Source organism: Streptomyces sp. H27-D2 (genome assembly GCF_035828615.1).
In the GTDB taxonomy this organism is placed as follows: domain Bacteria; phylum Actinomycetota; class Actinomycetes; order Streptomycetales; family Streptomycetaceae; genus Streptomyces.
Genome location: NZ_JAYMZR010000001.1, coordinates 72,627 through 91,584 on the forward strand (window position 1 = coordinate 72,627; position 18,958 = coordinate 91,584).

General features: G+C 72.1%; 17 protein-coding genes and 2 tRNA genes. 3 read left to right on the top strand and 16 right to left on the bottom strand.

The genetic code is table 11. The annotated features are described in order from the left end of the window. Positions 1–747 precede the first annotated feature (747 nt). From QMK28_RS00350 to QMK28_RS00360, 3 genes are all read right to left on the bottom strand, one after another. The gene (locus tag QMK28_RS00350) at positions 748–1,596 is read right to left on the bottom strand and encodes a DegV family protein (protein ID WP_326434871.1); all 849 of its coding nucleotides are present in this window, start codon (positions 1,594–1,596) and stop codon (positions 748–750) included. Between the two features lie 77 nt (positions 1,597–1,673). Continuing rightward, positions 1,674–2,438 carry a hypothetical protein gene (locus QMK28_RS00355; protein ID WP_326434872.1) on the bottom strand — a complete coding sequence of 255 codons (765 nt, stop codon included), beginning with the start codon at positions 2,436–2,438 and terminating at the stop codon, positions 1,674–1,676. A 184-nt stretch (positions 2,439–2,622) separates the two neighbouring features. Then, positions 2,623–5,508: a leucine--tRNA ligase gene (locus tag QMK28_RS00360; RefSeq protein WP_326434873.1), complete on the bottom strand. Its 2,886-nt coding sequence runs from the start codon at positions 5,506–5,508 to the stop codon at positions 2,623–2,625. 651 nt (positions 5,509–6,159) lie between these two features. On the opposite strand from QMK28_RS00360, the gene QMK28_RS00365 reads away from it, so the two are divergent. Together QMK28_RS00365 and QMK28_RS00370 are read left to right on the top strand one after the other, a co-directional pair. Next, positions 6,160–6,924: a hypothetical protein gene (locus QMK28_RS00365; protein ID WP_326434874.1), complete on the top strand. Its 765-nt coding sequence runs from the start codon at positions 6,160–6,162 to the stop codon at positions 6,922–6,924. After that, on the top strand, positions 6,921–8,453 hold the full coding sequence (locus tag QMK28_RS00370; RefSeq protein WP_326434875.1) for an NADH-ubiquinone oxidoreductase-F iron-sulfur binding region domain-containing protein: 1,533 nt from the start codon (positions 6,921–6,923) through the stop codon (positions 8,451–8,453). Before QMK28_RS00365 ends, QMK28_RS00370 begins: the two co-directional genes overlap by 4 nt. Before the next feature lie 110 nt (positions 8,454–8,563). Here QMK28_RS00370 and QMK28_RS00375 read toward each other — a convergent pair. The 10 genes from QMK28_RS00375 to QMK28_RS00420 all read right to left on the bottom strand — a co-directional run bounded on the left by QMK28_RS00375 (position 8,564) and on the right by QMK28_RS00420 (position 14,588). Next, a tRNA-Ala gene (locus tag QMK28_RS00375) sits at positions 8,564–8,636 on the bottom strand. A gap of 285 nt (positions 8,637–8,921) precedes the next feature. Beyond that, entirely contained in the window at positions 8,922–9,155 is a 234-nt protein-coding gene (locus QMK28_RS00380) for a hypothetical protein (RefSeq protein WP_326434876.1), read from the bottom strand. Between the two features lie 3 nt (positions 9,156–9,158). Continuing rightward, positions 9,159–9,401 (bottom strand): hypothetical protein, encoded by a 243-nt coding sequence (locus QMK28_RS00385; RefSeq protein ID WP_326434971.1) that lies wholly within the window; start codon positions 9,399–9,401, stop codon positions 9,159–9,161. A gap of 566 nt (positions 9,402–9,967) precedes the next feature. Beyond that, a tRNA-Ala gene (locus tag QMK28_RS00390) sits at positions 9,968–10,040 on the bottom strand. A gap of 193 nt (positions 10,041–10,233) precedes the next feature. After that, positions 10,234–10,887 carry a histidine phosphatase family protein gene (locus QMK28_RS00395; protein ID WP_326434962.1) on the bottom strand — a complete coding sequence of 218 codons (654 nt, stop codon included), beginning with the start codon at positions 10,885–10,887 and terminating at the stop codon, positions 10,234–10,236. Beyond that, entirely contained in the window at positions 10,884–11,324 is a 441-nt protein-coding gene (gene rsfS / locus QMK28_RS00400; protein ID WP_326434877.1) for a ribosome silencing factor, read from the bottom strand. The genes QMK28_RS00395 and rsfS overlap by 4 nt, the downstream gene beginning before the upstream one ends. A 242-nt stretch (positions 11,325–11,566) precedes the next feature. Continuing rightward, complete coding sequence (locus tag QMK28_RS00405) at positions 11,567–13,342, bottom strand: LCP family protein (protein ID WP_326434878.1); 1,776 nt, start codon at positions 13,340–13,342, stop codon at positions 11,567–11,569. A 117-nt stretch (positions 13,343–13,459) separates the two neighbouring features. After that, positions 13,460–14,080, bottom strand: coding sequence for a nicotinate-nucleotide adenylyltransferase (nadD, locus tag QMK28_RS00410; RefSeq protein WP_326434879.1), 621 nt, complete (start codon positions 14,078–14,080; stop codon positions 13,460–13,462). Between the two features lie 44 nt (positions 14,081–14,124). After that, positions 14,125–14,292 carry a hypothetical protein gene (locus tag QMK28_RS00415; protein WP_326434880.1) on the bottom strand — a complete coding sequence of 56 codons (168 nt, stop codon included), beginning with the start codon at positions 14,290–14,292 and terminating at the stop codon, positions 14,125–14,127. 152 nt (positions 14,293–14,444) lie between these two features. Further along, positions 14,445–14,588: a hypothetical protein gene (locus QMK28_RS00420; RefSeq protein ID WP_326434881.1), complete on the bottom strand. Its 144-nt coding sequence runs from the start codon at positions 14,586–14,588 to the stop codon at positions 14,445–14,447. A gap of 153 nt (positions 14,589–14,741) precedes the next feature. On the opposite strand from QMK28_RS00420, the gene QMK28_RS00425 reads away from it, so the two are divergent. Continuing rightward, positions 14,742–15,890, top strand: coding sequence for a M48 family metallopeptidase (locus tag QMK28_RS00425; protein WP_326434882.1), 1,149 nt, complete (start codon positions 14,742–14,744; stop codon positions 15,888–15,890). Here QMK28_RS00425 and QMK28_RS00430 read toward each other — a convergent pair. The 3 genes from QMK28_RS00430 to QMK28_RS00440 all read right to left on the bottom strand — a co-directional run. Further along, complete coding sequence (locus tag QMK28_RS00430; RefSeq protein WP_326434883.1) at positions 15,853–16,944, bottom strand: SCO2583 family membrane protein; 1,092 nt, start codon at positions 16,942–16,944, stop codon at positions 15,853–15,855. The genes QMK28_RS00425 and QMK28_RS00430 overlap by 38 nt on opposite strands. 276 nt (positions 16,945–17,220) lie before the next feature. Further along, a complete protein-coding gene (locus QMK28_RS00435; RefSeq protein ID WP_326434884.1) occupies positions 17,221–17,850 on the bottom strand; it encodes an SCO2584 family spore wall biosynthesis protein in 630 nt (209 codons plus the stop codon). Positions 17,851–17,945: 95 nt separating this feature from the next. Next, a partial coding sequence (locus QMK28_RS00440) for a glutamate-5-semialdehyde dehydrogenase (protein ID WP_326434885.1) occupies positions 17,946–18,958 on the bottom strand: 1,013 nt, incomplete at its 5' end.

Below are 18,958 nucleotides of genomic sequence, written 5' to 3' on the forward strand. Positions count from 1 at the left end.
CGACCGCGCCGGGACGGATTCCGGAAGCGCCGACCGTGGCCGTGCCGGAACGCTGCTCGGGGGCAACTCTCAGGACAGGAGCCGAGCCCGGGACCAAGTCAGCCCCCCAACGCGGGGCCCAACTCGGGCCGACACCAGTGTCAAAGCGCGGGGCATCTGCCCCACCGGGGCCGAGACTCCCGCTCGTACCCGCAGCGTCCCGGCCGAAGCCGGTGCTTCCGCGCGCCCCCGAGCCCGTGCCCGCACGTGCAAAGGAGCCAGAGCCGGTGCCGCTTCCCCGGCCTTCGCCGTCGGCGATGCCCGTATCCGCGCCCGCCTCCGCCGTTGGCTCGACGGCCGTGTCCGCAGTCGGCGGATCCGAACTGCGCGCCGCGTCGGTCCGCTGCCAGGCCGCCCCGCCGCCGGGCTGGGCGAAGAGCACAGCAGCGCGCTCCCGCGACCGCGCTCGCGCCGCTTCAACAGCGGACCCGCCAGTCCTGCCTGGTCCGCCGGCCGTCCGGGGCGCGCGAGGGACATCACATGTGCTGCGTCGGCGGGCCGTGCGGCGGTCGGAGCCGGGCTCGCGGCCGGGGCCGGTGGTTGCGGTGCGTGATCGAGTCGTCATGCCGACTGACGTTAGAGATGTTCAGCCGACCTCGCCGAGCGGCCTCAATATACGTGGATAAGCAGCGAGTTGTGGATAACTCAGTCACCCACAGGAGCGACACACCACAGCCCAACAAGCCCCCGCAGTCTCAGCAGACCCCATCAGTAACGCGGTGAGATCACCGCGCCGAGCAACCCCGGCCCCGTGTGCGCGCCGATGACCGCGCCGACCTCGCTCACATGCAGCTCCACGAGTCCCGGCACTCGTTCCCGCAGCCGTTCCGCGAGCAGTTCCGCCCGCTCCGCCGCCGCCAGGTGGTGCACCGCGATGTCCACCGGGCTGGTCCCGGCCTCGCCCACCGCGATCTCCTCCAGCCGCGCGATGGCCTTGGAGGCCGTGCGTACCTTCTCCAGCAGTTCGATGCGGCCCTCGGACAGCTGCAACAGCGGCTTGACCGCGAGCGCCGAGCCGAGCAGCGCCTGCGCCGCGCCGATCCGGCCGCCCCGCCGCAGGTAGTCGAGGGTGTCCACGTAGAAGTAGGCGGAGGTGCCCTCGGCCCGTTTCTCGGCGGCGGCGACCGCCTCGTCGAGTGTGCCGCCCCGCTCGGCGACCTCGGCCGCCGCGAGCGCGCAGAAGCCGAGCGCCATCGCGACCATGCCGGTGTCCACTACATGTACCGGCACGGGGGCCTGTTTGGCGGCCAGCACCGCCGCGTCGTACGTGCCGGAGAACTCGGCGGAGAGGTGCAGCGAGGCGATCTCGGTCGCCCCGCCCGCCGCGGCCGCGCGGTAGGCCGCGGCGAACACCTCGGGGCTCGGGCGCGAGGTCGTCACGGATTTACGCTTCTGGAGCGCCACCGCGACCGAGCGGGCCGAGATCTCGGTGCCCTCTTCCAGCGCCTTGTCGCCGAGCACCACCGTCAGCGGCACGGCGGTGATGTGATGCCGTTCCATCGCCTGCGGCGGCAAGTAGGCCGTTGAATCGGTGACGATCGCGACATGGCGGGACATGACTGCGAGCGTATCCGGGGAGTCCTGCGGCCGACAGCGCGGGATGGCCCCGCCGCTCGTCACCAGGCGCGGCCGGTTCAGCCCGCGCCCTTGGGCCGGGCGGTCTTCTGCCAGGGGTAGCTGGTCCGCTGGTAGGGATTGCGGGCCGCGATGGCGGGCGGTATCCCGGTGCCGGCAGCCTTCGCGGCACCGCTCGCATCCGCGCCTGCTCCGTCACCGGCGGCCGAACCACCGCCGTCAGCGTCAGCGGCGGCGGCCTGTCGGCCGTCCGGGAGCGGCTCCTCCGTGACCCAGTGCCGCAGGGCGCCCGTCTCCACGTCGATCTGCGCGTTGAGATGCGCGAGATCGTCGTCGGCGAACTGCCGGGCCCGGTCCTGCGCCGCCCAGCGCAGCGAATCCGCGGAGTGCGTGATCCGCTCGGTGCGCTCGCGCAGCTCGCCGAGCCGCTCGGCGATCCTGACCTTGACCGGCTCGTGCTCCAGCCGTTTCAGCTCTTCGTCCAGCTCGTGCCCGTGCGCGCTGAGCCGCTCGAACAGGCTCATCGCCTCCGCCAGCGACGAGTCATCGGGCGCGGCCGCGCCCAGCGCCTGCTGGGTGGCCCGCATCGAGGTGCGCAGCGAGAGCCGCAGCTGAGCGAGCTCGCCCGCCGCGCCGGATGGGACCCCGGCCTGGAAGGCGGCGCTCTTGGCCCGCAGCGTGGTGTCCTCGACGGAGCGGCGGGCCTGGGCGACCGTACGGTCCACCCCGCGCGCGGCCTTGCCCAGCAGCTTCACGCCCGCGTAGCCGCCCGCTATGACGACCACCAGGAAAAGCAGCACCAGAATCCCGATCACGGCCTCCATGAGTTCCTCCGTGTCAGCGCAATGAACATGATGGACATGACCGATGTGACCGACGGTCGTTCGACGTCGCCCTTCCACCGTAAACGCCTCGGGCCGGTCGGTGGTTCCTTTCGGAACCCCCGACCGGCCCGTACGGGATGTCCCTGATACGGCCCGCGAGCCGCCTGGGGAATCGCCGACGTCGCTACGCGGGAACGATATTGACCAGCTTCGGCGCGCGCACGATGACCTTGCGGATTCCCGCTCCGGCCAGCGCCGCGACGACGCCCGCGTCACCCAGCGCCAGCGCCTCCAGCTCCTGATCGGAGATCGCCGGGGGCACCTCCAGCCGGGCCTTGACCTTGCCCTTGATCTGCACGACGCAGGTCACGGACTCGTCTTGGACGTACGCCGGGTCAGCGACCGGCATCGTCGCGTACACGACCGTCGAGTCGTGGCCCAGCTTGCGCCACAGCTCCTCGGCGATGTGCGGCGCCAGCGGCGCGACCAGCAGCACCAGCCGCTCCGCGACCGAGCGCGAGACCGGGCCGGCCGCCTTGGTCAGATAGTTGTTCAGTTCGGTCAGCTTGGCGATGGCCGTGTTGAAGCGCAGGTTCGACATGTCCTGCGTGACACCGTCGATCGCCTTGTGCAGCGCGCGCAGGGTCGGCTCGTCCGGCTCGGTGTCGACGACGGTGACCTCGCCGCTCTCCTCGTCCACCACATTGCGCCACAGCCGCTGCAACAGCCGGTACTGACCGACGACGGCCCGGGTGTCCCAGGGACGCGAGACGTCCAGCGGCCCCATGGCCATCTCGTACAGCCGCAGCGTGTCCGCGCCGTACTCCGCGCAGATCTCGTCCGGAGTGACGGCGTTCTTCAGCGACTTGCCCATCTTGCCCAGCAGTCGGCTGACCCGCTCGCCCTCGAACCAGTACGTGCCGTCGCGCTCCTCGACCTCGGCGGCGGGCACCGCGATGCCCCGGCTGTCGCGGTAGACGAACGCCTGGATCATGCCCTGGTTGTACAGCTTGTGGAACGGCTCGCGGGACGAGACGTGCCCCAGGTCGAACAGCACCTTGGACCAGAAGCGCGCGTACAGCAGGTGCAGCACGGCGTGCTCGGCGCCGCCGACGTACAGGTCCACGCCGCCCGCCGGACGGCTCTCGCTCGGCCCCGTCCAGTACTGCTCGACGTTCGGGTCGACCAGCCGCTCGGCGTTGTCCGGGTCCAGGTAGCGCAGCTCGTACCAGCACGAACCCGCCCAGTTGGGCATGGTGTTGGTCTCGCGGCGGTAGCGCTGCGGCCCCGCGCCCTCGCCCAGGTCCAGGGTGACGTGCACCCAGTCGTCGTTGCGCGACAGCGGGGTCTCCGGGGAGGTGTCCGCGTCGTCGGGGTCGAAGGTGCGCGGGCTGTAGTCGTCCACCTCGGGCAGCACGACCGGCAGCATCGACTCGGGCAGCGCGTGCACGACGCCGTCCTCGTCGTAGACGATCGGGAACGGCTCGCCCCAGTAGCGCTGGCGGCTGAACAGCCAGTCGCGCAGCCGGAAGTTGACCGTGCCCTCGCCAACGCCGCCCGCCGCCAGCCATTCGGTGATCTTCGCCTTGGCGTCGACCACGCCCAGGCCGTCCAGCGAGATCTCCGCGCCGGCCGAGTTGACGATCTCCCCGTCGTACGAGGCGAAGGCGTCGTCCCAGTCGGCCGGGTCGGTGCCGCGGTCGTCGGACGGCCGCACGACGCAGCGCATCGGCAGCCCAAAGGCGCGCGCGAAGGTGAAGTCGCGGGTGTCGTGCGCCGGCACGGCCATGATCGCGCCGGTGCCGTAGCCCATCAGGACGTAGTCGGCGATGAAGACCGGGACCTGCTCGCCGCTGACCGGGTTGACCGCGTACGCGCCGGTGAAGACACCGGTCTTCACCTTCCCGTCGGCCTGCCGCTCGACGTCGGACTTGCTCGCGGCCTGCTTGCGGTAGGCGGCGACGGCCCCGGCCGGGGTCGGGTGGCCACCGGTCCAGCCGTCGGGCGTGCCCGCGGGCCAGACGGCGGGCACGATGCCGCTGCTCTCCGCCGCCGTGACCAGGTCGTGCTCGGGGGCCAGCACCATGTAGGTCGCGCCGAACAGGGTGTCCTGGCGGGTGGTGAAGACGGTGATCTTCCGGTCGCCGACCGGGAAGTCGACCCGCGCGCCCTCGCTGCGGCCGATCCAGTTGCGCTGCTGCAGCTTGATGGCCTCGGGCCAGTCCAGCGCGTCCAGGTCGTTCAGCAGCCGGTCCGCGTAGGCGGTGATCCGCATGTTCCACTGCCGCAGATTGGCCTTGAAGACCGGGAAGTTGCCGCGCTCGGAGCGGCCGTCCGCGGTGACCTCCTCATTGGCCAGCACGGTGCCCAGACCGGGGCACCAGTTGACCGGCGCCTGCGAGGCGTAGGCCAGCCGGTAGGTGCCCAGTACGTCGGCCCGGTCGGCTGCCGACAGCTCGGCCCACGGCCGCCCGTCCGGGGTCGCTCGCGCGCCGGAGACGAACTGCTCGACCAGGGTGCCGATCGGCCGCGCCCGGTCCGCCTCAGGGTCGTACCAGGAGTTGAAGATCTGCAGGAAGATCCACTGGGTCCACTTGTAGTAGCCCGGGTCGATCGTCTCGACCGAGCGGCGCTGGTCGTGGCCCAGGCCCAGCCGGCGCAGCTGCCGCCGCATGTTCACGATGTTGGCCTCGGTGGACACCCGGGGGTGCGTGCCGGTCTGCACGGCGTACTGCTCGGCGGGCAGCCCGAAGGCGTCGAAGCCCAGCGTGTGCAGCACGTTGTGGCCGGTCATCCGCTGGTGGCGGGCGTACACGTCGGTGGCGATGAAGCCCAGCGGGTGTCCGACATGGATGCCCGCGCCCGAGGGGTACGGGAACATGTCCATGATGAACTTCTTGGGCTTGGCCACCAGCTCGGGATCGCCGGCCAGGTCACCGCTGGGGTTGGGCGCCTCGTACGTGCCGTGCTCGTCCCAGAAGTCCTGCCAGCGGCCCTCGATGTCGGCGGCCAGCTGGGCCGTATAGCGATGCGGGGCGGCCGTCTCAACGGCGGGGGTGGTCTCGCTCATCGTCCTCGAAGCTCCATCGGTGTCATGACGGGCGCACGCCCTGTCTGCCTTCGCGGAAACAAAAAATCCCCTCGCACAGGAGGGGACGCCGCGCTGACTCCGGCCCTGGTCGAGCCGGGTCGGTCGTGGTCAGCGCGGCTTGCTAAGCAGAAGGCGTACGGCACGCATGCGGCCAGGTTACCGCAGCGGGCGAAGGGGGCGTACCGGGATTGCGCGCGGGGTGGGCCGCGTGCGGCCCGGCTGGGATCCGGCCGCGCGGCGCGGTGCTCGGCTTGGCGCTGCCGCCCGGCGAAAGAGCTGCCGCCCGGCGAAAGAACAGACGTTAGCAGCGGTTCGGCGTGCGCGACCGGGGTTGCGGGAAGGCCGCCGGGCCGCGCCGCGAGCCCCCTAGCGTGCGGAGTCGGGATCACAACCCCCGCCTCTCCTCCCGTTCCGCACCGCTCCTCCCCCTTCGCTCCCCCGCCACTTCCGGAGCTGCCGCACATGCACCCCCATCGCAGGAATCCCGCGCCCCCCGGCTTACCCGACGCGGGCCGCGCCCCCTACTCACTCCGCGCGCCCCGTCCGGCGGACCCGCCGCGTCCGCCGCGCCCGCCGTCGCCGCCCCATCCGGCCCGGGTGCGGCTGTCGAGGGTCCGCAGACGCCTGCCGTTGTCCCGTCGCGCGGCCGTACGGGGCGCGGCAGCCGCACTGTTCCTGCTCACCGCCGCGGCCCTGCTCATCATGGGCGGTCCGCTGCGGGCACTGCTCGACTACACGAGCGGGGTGCTCACCCTGGTCTCGCTCACCGCGACCGTCGTCTGGGGGCTGATCTCGACCGACCGCACCGTGCTGGGGCCACGTGAGCGCCTGCTCGCCCAGGGCGTCCACCGGGCCGTCGCGGTCGCCGCCCTCGGCTTCCTGGTTCTGCACGTGGCTCTCAAGATCGCCGGTGGCCGGGTGGGGGCGAGCGACGCGCTCTTGCCCTTCCGGCAGGGCTTCGACGGGCCCGCCGTACTCCTCGGGCTCGGCACGTCGGCGGGCTTTCTCATGGTGTTCGCGGGGGCCACCGGCGCGCTGCGCAGCACGTTCGCGGGGCGCGGCCGGGCAGGACGCTGGCGCGCGCTGCACGCGTGCGCCTACCCGGCCTGGTGCGCGGCCCTCCTGCACGGCCTGAAGTCCGGCCGCCCGCCGGCGGGTTGGGTGCTCGCGGGGTACGCCCTCTGCCTGGCGGCCGTGGCCGGGGCGCTGGCCGTACGGATGGCACGCCGCCGGGGCGCGCGCCACACCCTCGCGCGCCGTCCCGCCCCCGCTGCCACTCCCAGCGTTCCCGACGCCCCCAACGCCGCTCCTGCCGCCGAGAACCGCCTCGCCGGCGACTCCCCGGCACGGCAGCAGGTCGGCGCGGCATCCGAGGCTCCGGGGAGGCCCGCGTGAACGCTCCGCTGGACGACACCCCCGACGTACTGACCCTCGGGCTGCCCCGGCTGACCGCCGGGTTCGACGCCTCCGTACGGCTCGACCGCGCCGCGCACCTGGCCTCCCACGGGCTGGCCTCGCCGCTCCGGGAGGAGTGGCTGACGTACCTGGCCGAGGCCGTCGCGCTGCGCGGACGCGGCGGGGCGGGCTTTCCCGTGGCGCGGAAGATGCGCGCGGTCGCCGAGGGCGTGCGGCGCAGCGGCGTGCGCCCCGCGATCGTCGTCAACGGATGCGAGGGCGAGCCCGCGTCCCGCAAGGACTCCGTCCTGCTCTGCCGCGCCCCGCACCTCGTCCTGGACGGCGCCCTGCTGGCCGCCGAGGCGCTCGACGCGCGCGCCCTGGTCATCGGGGTGACCCGGGAGGCCGCGGAGGTGTCCGTACGGGCCGCGCTGGCCGAGCGCGGACTGTCCGACCGGCGCGGGCGACCGTTGCGCACGCGGGTCGTGCGCGCCCCCGACCGCCTGGTCTCCGGCGAGGCGTCCTCGCTCATCCGCACGGCGGACGGCGGGCCGGCGCTGCCGCCGGGGCGGCGGGTACGGGCCGCAGAGGCGGGCCTGGGCGGTGCGCCGACACTGTTGTGCAACGCCGAGACGTTCGCCCAACTCGCCCTCGCCGCCCGTCTCGGCGCGGACGGCTACGCGGCGACGGGGACGATCGGCGAGCCCGGCACCCGACTGCTCACCGTGTCCGGTGCGGTGCCGCGCCCGCTGGTGGTCGAGGTACCGAGCGGGGTGCCGCTGCCCTACGTCCTGCAGATGTGCGGGGCGGACGCCGCGCCCCAGGGGGTGCTGGTCGGCGGCTATCACGGTGCCTGGCTCGATCCCGCGACGGCCTACGGCACGGTGGTCTCACACGGGGGCCTCGCCACTTCGGGCGGCGCGTTGGGCGCGGGCGCCGTGCTGCCGCTGTCCGTCGGCACCTGCCCGCTCGGCGAGACCCTGCGGGTAGCCCACTGGCTGGCGGCGGAGTCGGCCGGGCAGTGCGGCCCCTGCCGGCTCGGCCTGCCGTCCCTGGCCGGGGCGCTGTCGGACGTCATCGCCGGCGGCGGGCGCAGCGCGCTGGAAGCCGTACGGCAGGCCGCACAGGGCGTACGGGGGCGTGGCGCGTGCGGGCATCCGGACGGCGCCGCGCGCTTCGTGGTGTCGGCGCTGAACGCCTTCACGGACGACCTGGCCGCCCATGTCCTCGGCAACGGCTGCGGGCGGCCGACCATCGGGATGCTGCCGCTGTCCGCCCCGGGCGACGGGAGCACGGGCGACGCGGGCGGCAGCGGCAACGAGGGCGGCGGCAGCGAACGGCTGGCGATCGACTGGACCCTGTGCGAAGGACACGGGCTGTGCGCGGGGCTGCTGCCGGAGCTCGTACGGCTCGGCGCGGACGGCTATCCGGCGCTCGCGGACACCCCGCTCCCGGCGAAGCTGAGGGGGCGCGCACAGCGAGCCGTGAGCCGGTGCCCCGCGCTCGCGCTCCGGCTCGACAAGACCTGACCGCGCGCTCCCCGGGCAGCTCGGTCAGGAACGGCCGGGCGGCGGGTGCAAAGGGAGCGGGGAATGCACTGAGCGGGCCGCCCGTATCGGACGACCCGCTCTCGCTTCTGTGGAGCTACGGGGAATTGAACCCCGGACCTCTTGCATGCCATGCAAGCGCTCTACCAACTGAGCTACAGCCCCAGATCTTCGCCGACTGAGTTTCCCGCAGCGGCTTCGCCAACCTTACACGGCATCCCCCGCCTTCCACCAAATCGATTGGCGGGCGCACCGACGCCTTCCGGCCCGGCTCCGGGGTCTCCCCCGGCGGCGATCGGACACGGCTCACGGCGAGCAGCCGTGGACCTCCGCCCGGCCGGTCAGCGGCCGCGCCGACCACCTGGTCAGGTACGCGGCCGATCAGGTACGCAGCCAGTCAGGCAGGACAGCCGGCCGGCCCGTCCGGCGGTCAGGCAGCCGGACCGGCGGTCAGGCAGTGGCGAAGGAGTAGAACCGCTTCAGCGTGCAGTGCTCGTCGAGCAGCCGTCCGTAGATCGGCTCGCCCTCCAACTCGCGGTACGTCTCAATGGGATCGCCTTTTATGATCAGCGCCCGCGCGCATTCCTCGCACCAGTACTGATAGTCGCCGTTGATCGGCTCCATGTCGCGGACAATCGGCGTCCCGTTGCCGCACCAGTCGCATTTTCGGCTGTGTGCACCCATCAGTCAGCTCCAACTGTGGCCGCAGGCCGTGCACACGTAGGAAATTCCGCCATTGTCTCCGAGCACCTGGGCCACATGGGCCGATCCGCACGTAGGACACTTGAGACCCACGACGCAGCGGCCCACCGGCGCCGCCGGTTCTGCGGGGCAGGTGAAGCGGAGCGCGTATTCCGGCAGCCAGTCATATCCCTGCGCCTCGGCAATGTCGAGGAGATCGTTGACCCCCTCGAGAATGCTCGTCGGCATCGCGCTCCTCCCCTTGCGGCCGTCCGCCGATTCTGTCATGCGACAGCCCCGAGGTCAGCGCTGACGTCGGAGCAGTCCGGCCAACCCGCCGGACCATGCCGCTCCCCCTATGAGTACGGCGCACAGCGGCAATGCGTTCGACACCGGCTCCACTCCGGCCAGTTCGGGCCGATTGAGGTAGAGCGTCCCGAATACGGCCGCCCCCTGGGCGGTCCGAGTTGGCTAACGTCACGGCCGGCCCGCGCACGTTCGACGTGTCCCGCTGCCGTTCGGATCCCGGAGCGACGGGTGGGATCGAGCCACGCGGCGGTCCGCGCCACCCCGAACGCGATCAACTGGCCGGTTGCCGCCGCGAGTCCACGGGCCGACGAGACGCCGGAGAGCCGCAGCGAACAGCGGCAAGCGGCGAAGCATGGCGACGATCGGCGCCAGGGCGACGACCCGGCGGGCAGCGGGCCGGCCCGCCGACGGCACGGGACTGCCGGCCGGCCCGTCGGCCAGCCCCGGCCCACCGGGAAAAGCAACGATCCCGCCTCCCTGTGAGGGAGACGGGATCGAGGTGATTGTGGAGCTACGGGGAATTGAACCCCGGACCTCTTGCATGCCATGCAAGCGCTCTACCAACTGAGCTACAGCCCCGCTGTTCCCAGCTTCTCGGTGTCAACCACCGGTGCGCCGCGAACAAGAAGAAGCTTAGCCGGTGACCTGCCCAGATGTGAAATCCGGGCTGCTTCCGGCCGGCAGCCTCCCCGAGCGCTCCCGATCCATGCCGCTGAATCCATGCCGCTGAGCGCACTCACTCACGGCCGCCGCTCGCAGCCGCCGAACACGCTCAGTCGTCGTCGCCGAGCACGGGTTCCGGCAGCGTGCCGGCGTTGTGCTCCAGCAGCCGCCAGCCGCGGGCGCCCTCGCCCAGCACCGACCAGCAGCAGTTCGACAGCCCGCCCAGCGACTCCCAGGTACGGGAGTCCAGCCCGAGCAGCCGGCCGATGGTGGTGCGGATGGTGCCGCCGTGACTGACCACGACGAGTGTGCCGCCGTCGGGCAGCTTCTCGACGTGCCGCTCGACGACCGGGGCCGCCCGGTCGGCGACCTCGCTCTCCAGCTCACCGCCGCCGCGCCGCACGGGCTCGCCGCGCTTCCAGGCCCGGTACTGGTCCCCGAACCGCTCCACGATCTCGACGTGCGTCATGCCCTGCCAGTCGCCCGCGAACGTCTCGCGCAGGCCCTCGTCGTACGTCACGTCGAGGCCGGTGATCGAGGCCAGCTGCCTCGCGGTCGCCGCGGCGCGTCGCAGATCGGAGGCGATGATCGCGTCCGGCCGCAGTCCGGCGAGCAGCCTGGCGGCGCGGTGCGCCTGGGCGATGCCGGTCTCGGTCAGCGCGATGTCCGTCGTTCCCTGGAAGCGCCGCTCCAGGTTCCAGGCGGTCTGGCCGTGCCGCCACAGGACGATCCGGCGGTCGCGGCCCGCCTTGCCGCCGTTCAGTTCAGCTCTCCGTCCAGCTCCTCAGCGGGGGTGTTCGCCTTGGCGTGCTCCTCGGCCTTGCCGCGGGTCGCGACGGCGTCGGCCGGCAGGTCGATCTCGGGGCAGTCCTTCCACAGGCGCTCGAGCGAGTAGTAGACCCGCTCCTCGCTGTGCTGGACGTGCACCACGATGTCCATGTAGTCGAGCAGCACCCAGCGGCCGTCGCGCTCGCCTTCACGGCGCACCGGCTTGATGCCGAACTCCTTGTTCAGCTGCTCTTCGATCCCGTCGACGATGCCCTTGACCTGGCGATCGTTGGGCGCGGAGGCCAGCAGGAAGGCGTCGGTGATCGCCAGTACCTCACTGACGTCGTACGCGATGATGTCGTGCGCGAGCTTGTCGGCAGCCGCCTGGGCGGCGACTTGGAGCAGCTCGGTGGCGTGGTCCGTGGCGGTCACTAGTGAAGCTTTCGGGTCGTCGGGCGTGCAGGTGGAAGTACTTGCAGTCTCCCCCAGGGTCTCACGACCCGCCGACACTCCACGGACAGCCCACTGACGCCCCCCGGACAGCCCGCGCCCGGCCCCCGAGCCCCACTCCGGCCACGACCCGGCTCCCGGCCGCCCGGGAGCCGACCCGCAGCTGCCCCGGAGCCGGCCGGCCGACAGCCGGCCGACCCGGGCCCGACCGGCCGGAAGCCGGCTCAGCCGCTGTAGTCGCTGCCCAGAATCACCGTGACATCGGCGTTCGGCGCGCTCTTGCCCTTCTTCACCACACCGTCCGACAGCCCCAGCGTCTTCGCGACCTCTTCGGCCTTCCCGCGCTGCGCGTCGTCCGAGTAGGTCACCTGCGAGACGGTCCGGGCCGCTCCCGCCGCTCCGCCGTCGATGTAGGTGTAACCGCCATTGACCAAGGTGACCTGTGCGGAGCCCGCCGAGCCCTTGGCGCCGCTGGCGTTCTTGACGTTCACCCGAGGCGTCGCCTTGGGGTCGTTCTCCTTGACCGTGCCGCCCAGCACATCCTTGACCACGCTCTGGGCGGCCCGCTCGCTGAGCGTCCCGTTCCGCTCCACCGGCAGCAGCGCGGTGCCGTACGAGCCGCTCTTCGCCAGCCCGGCGAGCCGCGCCAGGAACCCGCCGAGCTGCGCCTCCGACAACGACGGGTCCGGGATCTGCTGCAACGAGCGCACCGTCGCCGTCGCCGCGTCCCGCTCGCTGGAGACCTTCTTCAGTACGGCCCGCATGACCTGACCGAACCGCAGCAGTTGCTTGGCCTGTCCCTCGCCGGGCGCGCGGTAGGTCGCGTAGCCGACGGCCGCCTGGCCGGTCAGGTCCTGCGCGGAACCCTTCGCCACCAGCGGCTTGTCGCCCTTCTTCGCGCCGGGAACGGCCGTGTCCGTGTCGATGGCTATGCCGCCGACCGACTCGACGAGGTTCTCCAGGTACGGGGTGTCCAGCCGCCAGGTGCTCTTGATGTCGGCGCCGAGCAGCGTGTTGACCGAGTCGCGGGTCGGGCCCGCCCCGTCCTCCGCGACGGACCGGCCCAGGGTGGTGCTGCCGCCGCTCTCGGGCGAGAGCGCGAGGGTGTTCGGGAGCAGCACGGTGGTGGCCTTCTTGGTGGTCCTGTTGTCCACCAGCAACGCCGTCGAGCTGCTGCCGCTCTTCACCTCGCGCAGGTGCACCACGACCACGTCACGCTTCTGGGCGCCGCCGGCCTCGGCCGCGCCCGCGCCGGAGCCGGGCAGACCGGGCAGCTTGCCCGCGTACCAGAGGTACCCGCCGCCGCCCACCAGCGCGATCACCAGGACCAGGACCAGCAGCGTCACCCGGTTACGGCCCCGGCGCTTGCGCTCGCCGCGACGCTCGGTGCGGGTCTCGGCGAACTTGAGCCAGTCGATGACGTCCTCGGAGTCGTCGTCCGGCTCCTCGATGAACGAGAACTGCTCGGTGCGGTAGTCCGCCGCCTCGCCGTCGGAATCCGAGTCCGAGCCGCCCGGCCCCGGCTTCGCCGCCTGCGCGCGCTCCGGCTCCGGCTCCGGCTGCTCGACGACACGCGGCTGCTGACCGGTGCCGTCGGCGTACGGGTCGTAGGCGTACGGCGGCTGCGGCTGCTGTTGGCTGGGCGGGGGCTGCTGGGCCTGCTGCGTGTACTGGGACTGCTGTTGCTGCTGGGGGATCTGCGGCTGCTGGGGCGCGCCGTACGGGTCGTATCCGTAGCCCTGCCCCTGGCCTTGCCCCTGCTGTTGCTGCTGTGTTTGCTGCACCTGCTGCTGCGTCTGCTGCTGGTACGGCTGCTGCGCGTACGGGTCGTACGGCATCTGCTGCTGCGCCTGCGCCTGCTGTTGTGCCTGCTGCTGTTGTGCCTGCTGCTCGTACGGGTCGTACGCCTGCTGCGGCACCTGCTGGTACACCGGCTGCCCGTAGGCGTCGTATCCGACGACCTGCCGGCCCTGCGCGTACGGGTCCTGTCGGTCGTTCACCAGTGGCCCTTCCCGATGGTGTCGTGTGCTCCCCGTACGCCGGGTCGTGCGGTGGTCGCGTCATGCGGTGGCCGGGTCGTGCGGTGGCCTGGGCGGACGTTCAGTCGCGGCGCGCGCTCAGTGCGTGGTCTCGTCGTCCCGGTACAGCTTGCGCTTGTCGATGTAGCGCACCACGCCGTCCGGCACCAGGTACCAGACGGGGTCGCCCTGGGCGACGCGGTGCCGGCAGTCGGTCGACGAGATCGCCAGCGCGGGGACCTCGACGAGCGAGACACCGCCGTCCGGCAGCCCCTTGTCGGTCAGCACGTGACCCGGCCGGGTCACCCCGATGAAGTGCGCGAGCGAGAACAGCTCCGCCGCGTCGCGCCAGCCGAGGATCTGCGACAGCGCGTCGGCGCCGGTGATGAAGAACAGGTCCGAGTCGGCGTGCTCGTCGCGCAGATCGCGCAGGGTGTCGGTGGTGTACGTCTTGCCGCCGCGGTCGATGTCGATCCGGCTCACCGAGAACTGCGGATTCGACGCGGTCGCGATGACCGTCATCAAATACCGGTCCTCGGCCGGGGACACTTCTTTGTGGCTCTTCTGCCATGGCTGTCCGGTCGGCACGAAGACCACCTCGTCGAGGTGGAATTGTGCTGCGACCTCGCTGGCGGCGACGAGGTGACCATGGTGGATCGGGTCGAAAGTCCCGCCCATCACACCGAGCCGCCGCTTCACGGGCCCTGTCTGCTCTCCCATGCGTGCAGACCCTACTGGGCGATGTCCCGCACCGGGACCCGGCCTCAGCGGTCCCGGTTGAAGCGGGTGGTGATCCACAGCAGGAGCAGCAGCACGAACAGCGCGCCGCCGCCCGTCAGGTAGGGGCTGAGGCTGGTGTGACCGCCGCCGTGCTCGCCGCCTTCGGCAGCGAGCGTGGTCAGAACGGTGTGGGCGGTGCTGGGGAGGCTCATCGTCAGCAGGACCTATCCGGGGTGTGGTCGGGCAGAGACTTCTGCCACATCGTAAGCGCCGGGCCTTCGCAACCCGACGCCGACTCCTCGCGTCTTAACCGCGACACCGCCGCGATCAGTGCGGCGGACGGCACCGCGCCCGCCGCGCGGGCTCAGTCCTGACCCCCGTAACCGCGCAGCAGGAACCAGGCCAGCAGGCCCGCACCGACCACGGAGACGACGATGAGGGTGCGCAGCAGCGAGCCGGGCCCCTCCGTATGCGCGGGGACCGCGAGCAGCGCGGTGAAGTCGGACATGTCTCCACCGTATCGATGTCAGGGGCACCGCCTAGGCTGGGGGCAGCCGGGGACGGGCAGCCGGCGGGGAAGCGGGAGGCGGGCCTCGACGGCGGCGCCGATGAGCCAATGGGACCGACAAGCCCAATGACGCCCAACAAGGGGGGCCACACGATGAGTGACGGCACGGAAGCGCACGAGAACATCCCCAGCCGGAACCGGCAGCGGTTCCCCGGTATCTCCTCACGTGCGTACGAGCATCCGGCGGACCGCTCCGCTCTGGTCGCGCTGCGCCGGCTGACCGGTTTCGACACGGTCTTCAAGGCGCTGAGCGGGCTGCTGCCGGAGCGCAGTCTGCGACTGCTGTTCCTGTCCGACTCGGTGCGGGTGAGCGATCGGCAGTTCACACACCTCAACACCATGCTGCTGGACGCGTGTTACATCCTGGACCTGGAGAAGGTCCCGGCGATGTACGTCAACCAGGACCCGCAGCCGAACGCCATGTGCATCGGCCTCGACGAGCCGATCATCGTGGTCACCACCGGTCTGGTGGAACTGCTCGACGAGGAGGAGATGCGGGCGGTCGTCGGCCATGAGGTGGGCCACGCGCTCTCCGGGCACTCCGTCTACCGCACCATTCTGCTGTTCCTCACCAATTTCGCGCTCAAGGTCGCCTGGATCCCGCTGGGCAACCTCGCGGTGATGGCGATCGTGACGGCGCTGCGCGAGTGGTTCCGCAAGTCGGAGCTCTCGGCGGACCGGGCCGGGCTGCTGGTCGGCCAGGACCTGCGGGCGTCGATGCGCGGTCTGATGAAGATCGCGGGCGGCAATCATCTGCACGAGATGAACGTCGACGCCTTCCTGGAGCAGGCCGAGGAGTACGAGTCCGGCGGCGATCTGCGCGATTCCGTGCTCAAGATCCTCAACGTGCTGCCGCGCACCCACCCGTTCACCACGGTGCGCGCCGCCGAGCTGAAGAAGTGGGCCGGGAGCCGCGAGTACCAGCGGATCATGGACGGCCACTACCCCCGGCGGGACGAGGACAAGGACGCCTCGGTCAGCGACTCCTTCCGGCAGTCCGCGAGCCACTACGCGGGCTCGGTGCGCGACAGCAAGGACCCGCTGATGGGCCTGGTGCGCGACATCGCGGGCGGCGCGGGGGACCTGGGCGGCAAGCTGCGGGACAAGTTCACCGGCGGGGGCGGCACCCCGCCCGGCGGCGCGGCCAAGGGCGGCGCGAACAGCGCCGACGGCGGACCGGGCGGCGCCCCGGGCGACGACGGCCCTAACGACCCGGGTGCCGCGGGCTCGGCTGAGCGCTAGCCGCCAGCACGCCGCACAGCGATGCGGTCGCCCGGCCGTGTGCGTAGGGATCCGTGCCGGCCGGGCCCTCCGAGGTCGCGTGCTGCCCCGCGAGCAGCGGGCGCAGCCGGCCGGCCAGGTCGGAGGAGCAGGTGAGCGGCCCGGCCTGCAGCGAGCTCTGCACGACCTCCAGCTGCCGGTCCCGCAGATCGTCGCGGTCGAAGCGGAACCGCAACTCGCGGCGGACGGTGAACAGCGAGGCCCGCCCGGCCCCGCCCTTCCCGTCCCGCACGGCCCGTACCGCGTAGACGATGGTGTGGTCGGCGGCGACCTCCAGCACGTCGGGGCGCGTCTCGCTGACGCTCAGCGTGCCCTCGACCCGGATCCGCGGGTCGGCCAGCGCCACCTTGGTCGGGTCGAAGCGGACCAGCCAGCCGGTCGCCGCGTGCCGCCCGTCGTCGGCTGGCTGCTCCATGCTGCGGTCGAACTGGGCCTGCTGCGCCGGATCGAGCAGCGGCCGTACGGGCCGTACGGCGCCGCCGGTGAGGACGTCGGGGTCGAGGGAGGACTGGACCACGTAGTCCTTGGCGCTGGTGAGGGCTGCGACCACCTGCCCGTTCGAGAAGTTCCGGGTCCGCCGGACGGCGGGCAGCGTGACGCCCTCGGTGCCGATCCGGAACTGCGCGGCCGGACTGTGTTCGAAGAGATCCTCCGGCTGCCCGCCGGGCACCTCGCCGCGCGGCGCGAGCGGGATCAGGGTGCTCCGCAGCGGCCCGGCGACGGCGACCGGTTTGCTCTGGTAGGGATGGCGCACGCCCATGTAGACGGCGGTTCCGAAGGCCATCACGATCAGCAGCACCAGGATGACGGCCTGCCGGGAACCACCGCTGCGGGCCCACAGGCGGCGGGCTCTGACGGCGGGCGCGTGATCCCGCATCCGCTCCCGCGCGGAGAACTCCTGGAGCCGGGCAGCGCGGACGAACGACTCGTCGAAGACGACGGATCGGTACTCCTCCTCACCACCTCCCGGGACGCCTTCGGGTGTCCCCTCAGGTGGGTCTCCAGGCCCGGTCATACTTCAAGGGTAGGTCCAGCGGGCGCAAGGTAAACGCCCCGCCGTGCGACAACTTCTGACGGAAGCTCAACAAAACGCGCACGCCGCCGCGGCGCGGGCGACGCCTGTCGGCGGCACGAGACGCGAGGCTCTGACTACGGAGCGCTACTGGGCGCTGGCTACGGCGTGCGGGCTTAAGGCGTGCGGGCACGGATCGCTGACCGTGGGGCACTCGCAGTGGACTGGCCGTCCCACTCCAGCCCACCCGCGCCGCCGCCCCCGCTCAAGCCGCCGCCCTCAAGGCGACCGCGGCAGCGCCGAGGCTGTCGGAGCCGAGGTGTCGGCCGACACCGACGGCAGCGCGCCCGGCCGGCCGGCCGGATTGTCCGTCGTGCCGCCGTCCGCCCCGCTGCCGGCCTCCCGGTCCGCTCCGCTGGTGGTGGGAGGCGGCGCGGGGGTCTGCCGGCTGCCGGCCGCGCCTCGGTAGACGGCGGTGAAGGCGAGGGCGACCACGCCGACGCCCATCAGGACCGCCAGCAGCCAGGCCACCGGCCGATGCCAGCGCCCCTGGCCCCGGTAGGGCCGCAGAGCGCCTCCGTAGCGGCCGTACGGGCCGTATTCGAGCTCGTCGTCGAAGGCGGGTCCGAGCTCGCCGTCCCGGCCCGTGCCCTCGCGGGCGTAGCCGTCGTCGTAGCTCTCGTCGTCGGCCGCTCCGCCGCCCGAGCGCGCGCGGGCCGCCTCGGCGTCGGCGCGGGCCTGGGCGGCCGCCAGCATCCGCTCGACGGCGGAGGGCTCATGGATCTCGGCGGCCCGTACGAAGTCCTCGTCGAAGACCAGGGAGGCGAACTCCTCGTCCGCCGCCCCGTGATCACGGCTGTCGGGCTCATCGCCGTCCGGGAACGGCATGCCCCCCACATCGTCCGGCACACGTCCAGGTTAGACCGGAGCGGTCGATTTGGGCAGTGCAAGTGGGTTCCGGCGCAAGAGAATTCGCCGGAACGGCGGACCCGGAGGCGGATGGGTCAGGGGCGCACGTGACCGTCGCCCGTGACGATGTACTTCGTGGACGTCAGTTCCGGCAGCCCCATCGGCCCGCGCGCGTGCAGCTTCTGCGTGGAGATGCCGATCTCGGCGCCGAAACCGAACTGACTGCCGTCCGTGAACCGGGTCGAGGCGTTGACCGCGACCGTCGTCGAGTCCACCAACCGGGTGAACCGGCGCGCCGCGGCCTGCGAGGTGGTGACGATCGCCTCGGTGTGGCCGGAGGACCACTGCCGGATGTGCGCGACGGCCGCCTCCAGCGAGTCGACGACCGCGGCCGCGATGTCGTACGAGAGGTACTCGGTCCCCCAGTCCGCCTCGGTGGCCGGCACCATGGCCGCCTTGGTGCCGGCGGCGTCCGCCAGGGTCAGCACCCGCTCGTCGCCGTGCACGGTGACCCCGGCCTCGGCCAGCGCCTCCAGCGCGCGCGGCAGGAAGTCGGCGGCGATGTCCTGGTGGACCAGCAGCGTCTCCGCCGCGTTGCAGACGCTCGGGCGCTGCGCCTTGGAATTGACCAGGATCTCCACGGCCATGCCGATGTCGGTCAGCGCGTCCACGTAGACGTGGCAGTTGCCGGTGCCGGTCTCGATGACCGGGACCGTGGACTCCTCCACGACGGTGCGGATCAGCGACGCGCCGCCGCGCGGGATCAGCACATCGACCAGGCCGCGCGCCCGCATCAGCTCGCGCACGGACTCCCTGCTCTCGCCGGGCACCAGCTGTACGGCGTCGGCGGGCAGCCCCACGCCCTCGACGGCGTCCCGCAGCACGGTCGCCAGGGCCAGGTTGGAGGCGTGCGCGGAGGAGGAGCCGCGCAGCAGCACCGCGTTGCCCGACTTGAGGCACAGCGCGGCGGCGTCGACGGTCACATTCGGCCTGGCCTCGTAGATGATCCCGACCACGCCGAGCGGCACCCGGACCTGGCGCAGGTCGATCCCGTTGGGCAGCGTCGAGCCGCGTACGACCTCGCCGACCGGGTCGGGCAGCGCGACCA

Excerpts from the sequence above, each read along its gene's own strand:
- QMK28_RS00350 (WP_326434871.1), bottom strand. The coding sequence starts at position 1,596 with ATGTCCCGCCATGTCGCGATCGTCACCGATTCAACGGCCTACTTGCCG.
- QMK28_RS00355 (WP_326434872.1), bottom strand. The coding sequence starts at position 2,438 with ATGGAGGCCGTGATCGGGATTCTGGTGCTGCTTTTCCTGGTGGTCGTC.
- QMK28_RS00360 (WP_326434873.1), bottom strand. The coding sequence starts at position 5,508 with ATGAGCGAGACCACCCCCGCCGTTGAGACGGCCGCCCCGCATCGCTAT.
- QMK28_RS00380 (WP_326434876.1), bottom strand. The coding sequence starts at position 9,155 with ATGGGTGCACACAGCCGAAAATGCGACTGGTGCGGCAACGGGACGCCG.
- QMK28_RS00385 (WP_326434971.1), bottom strand. The coding sequence starts at position 9,401 with ATGCCGACGAGCATTCTCGAGGGGGTCAACGATCTCCTCGACATTGCC.
- nadD (WP_326434879.1), bottom strand. The coding sequence starts at position 14,080 with ATGGGAGAGCAGACAGGGCCCGTGAAGCGGCGGCTCGGTGTGATGGGC.
- QMK28_RS00415 (WP_326434880.1), bottom strand. The coding sequence starts at position 14,292 with ATGAGCCTCCCCAGCACCGCCCACACCGTTCTGACCACGCTCGCTGCC.
- QMK28_RS00420 (WP_326434881.1), bottom strand. The coding sequence starts at position 14,588 with ATGTCCGACTTCACCGCGCTGCTCGCGGTCCCCGCGCATACGGAGGGG.
- QMK28_RS00425 (WP_326434882.1), top strand. The coding sequence starts at position 14,742 with ATGAGTGACGGCACGGAAGCGCACGAGAACATCCCCAGCCGGAACCGG.
- QMK28_RS00430 (WP_326434883.1), bottom strand. The coding sequence starts at position 16,944 with ATGACCGGGCCTGGAGACCCACCTGAGGGGACACCCGAAGGCGTCCCG.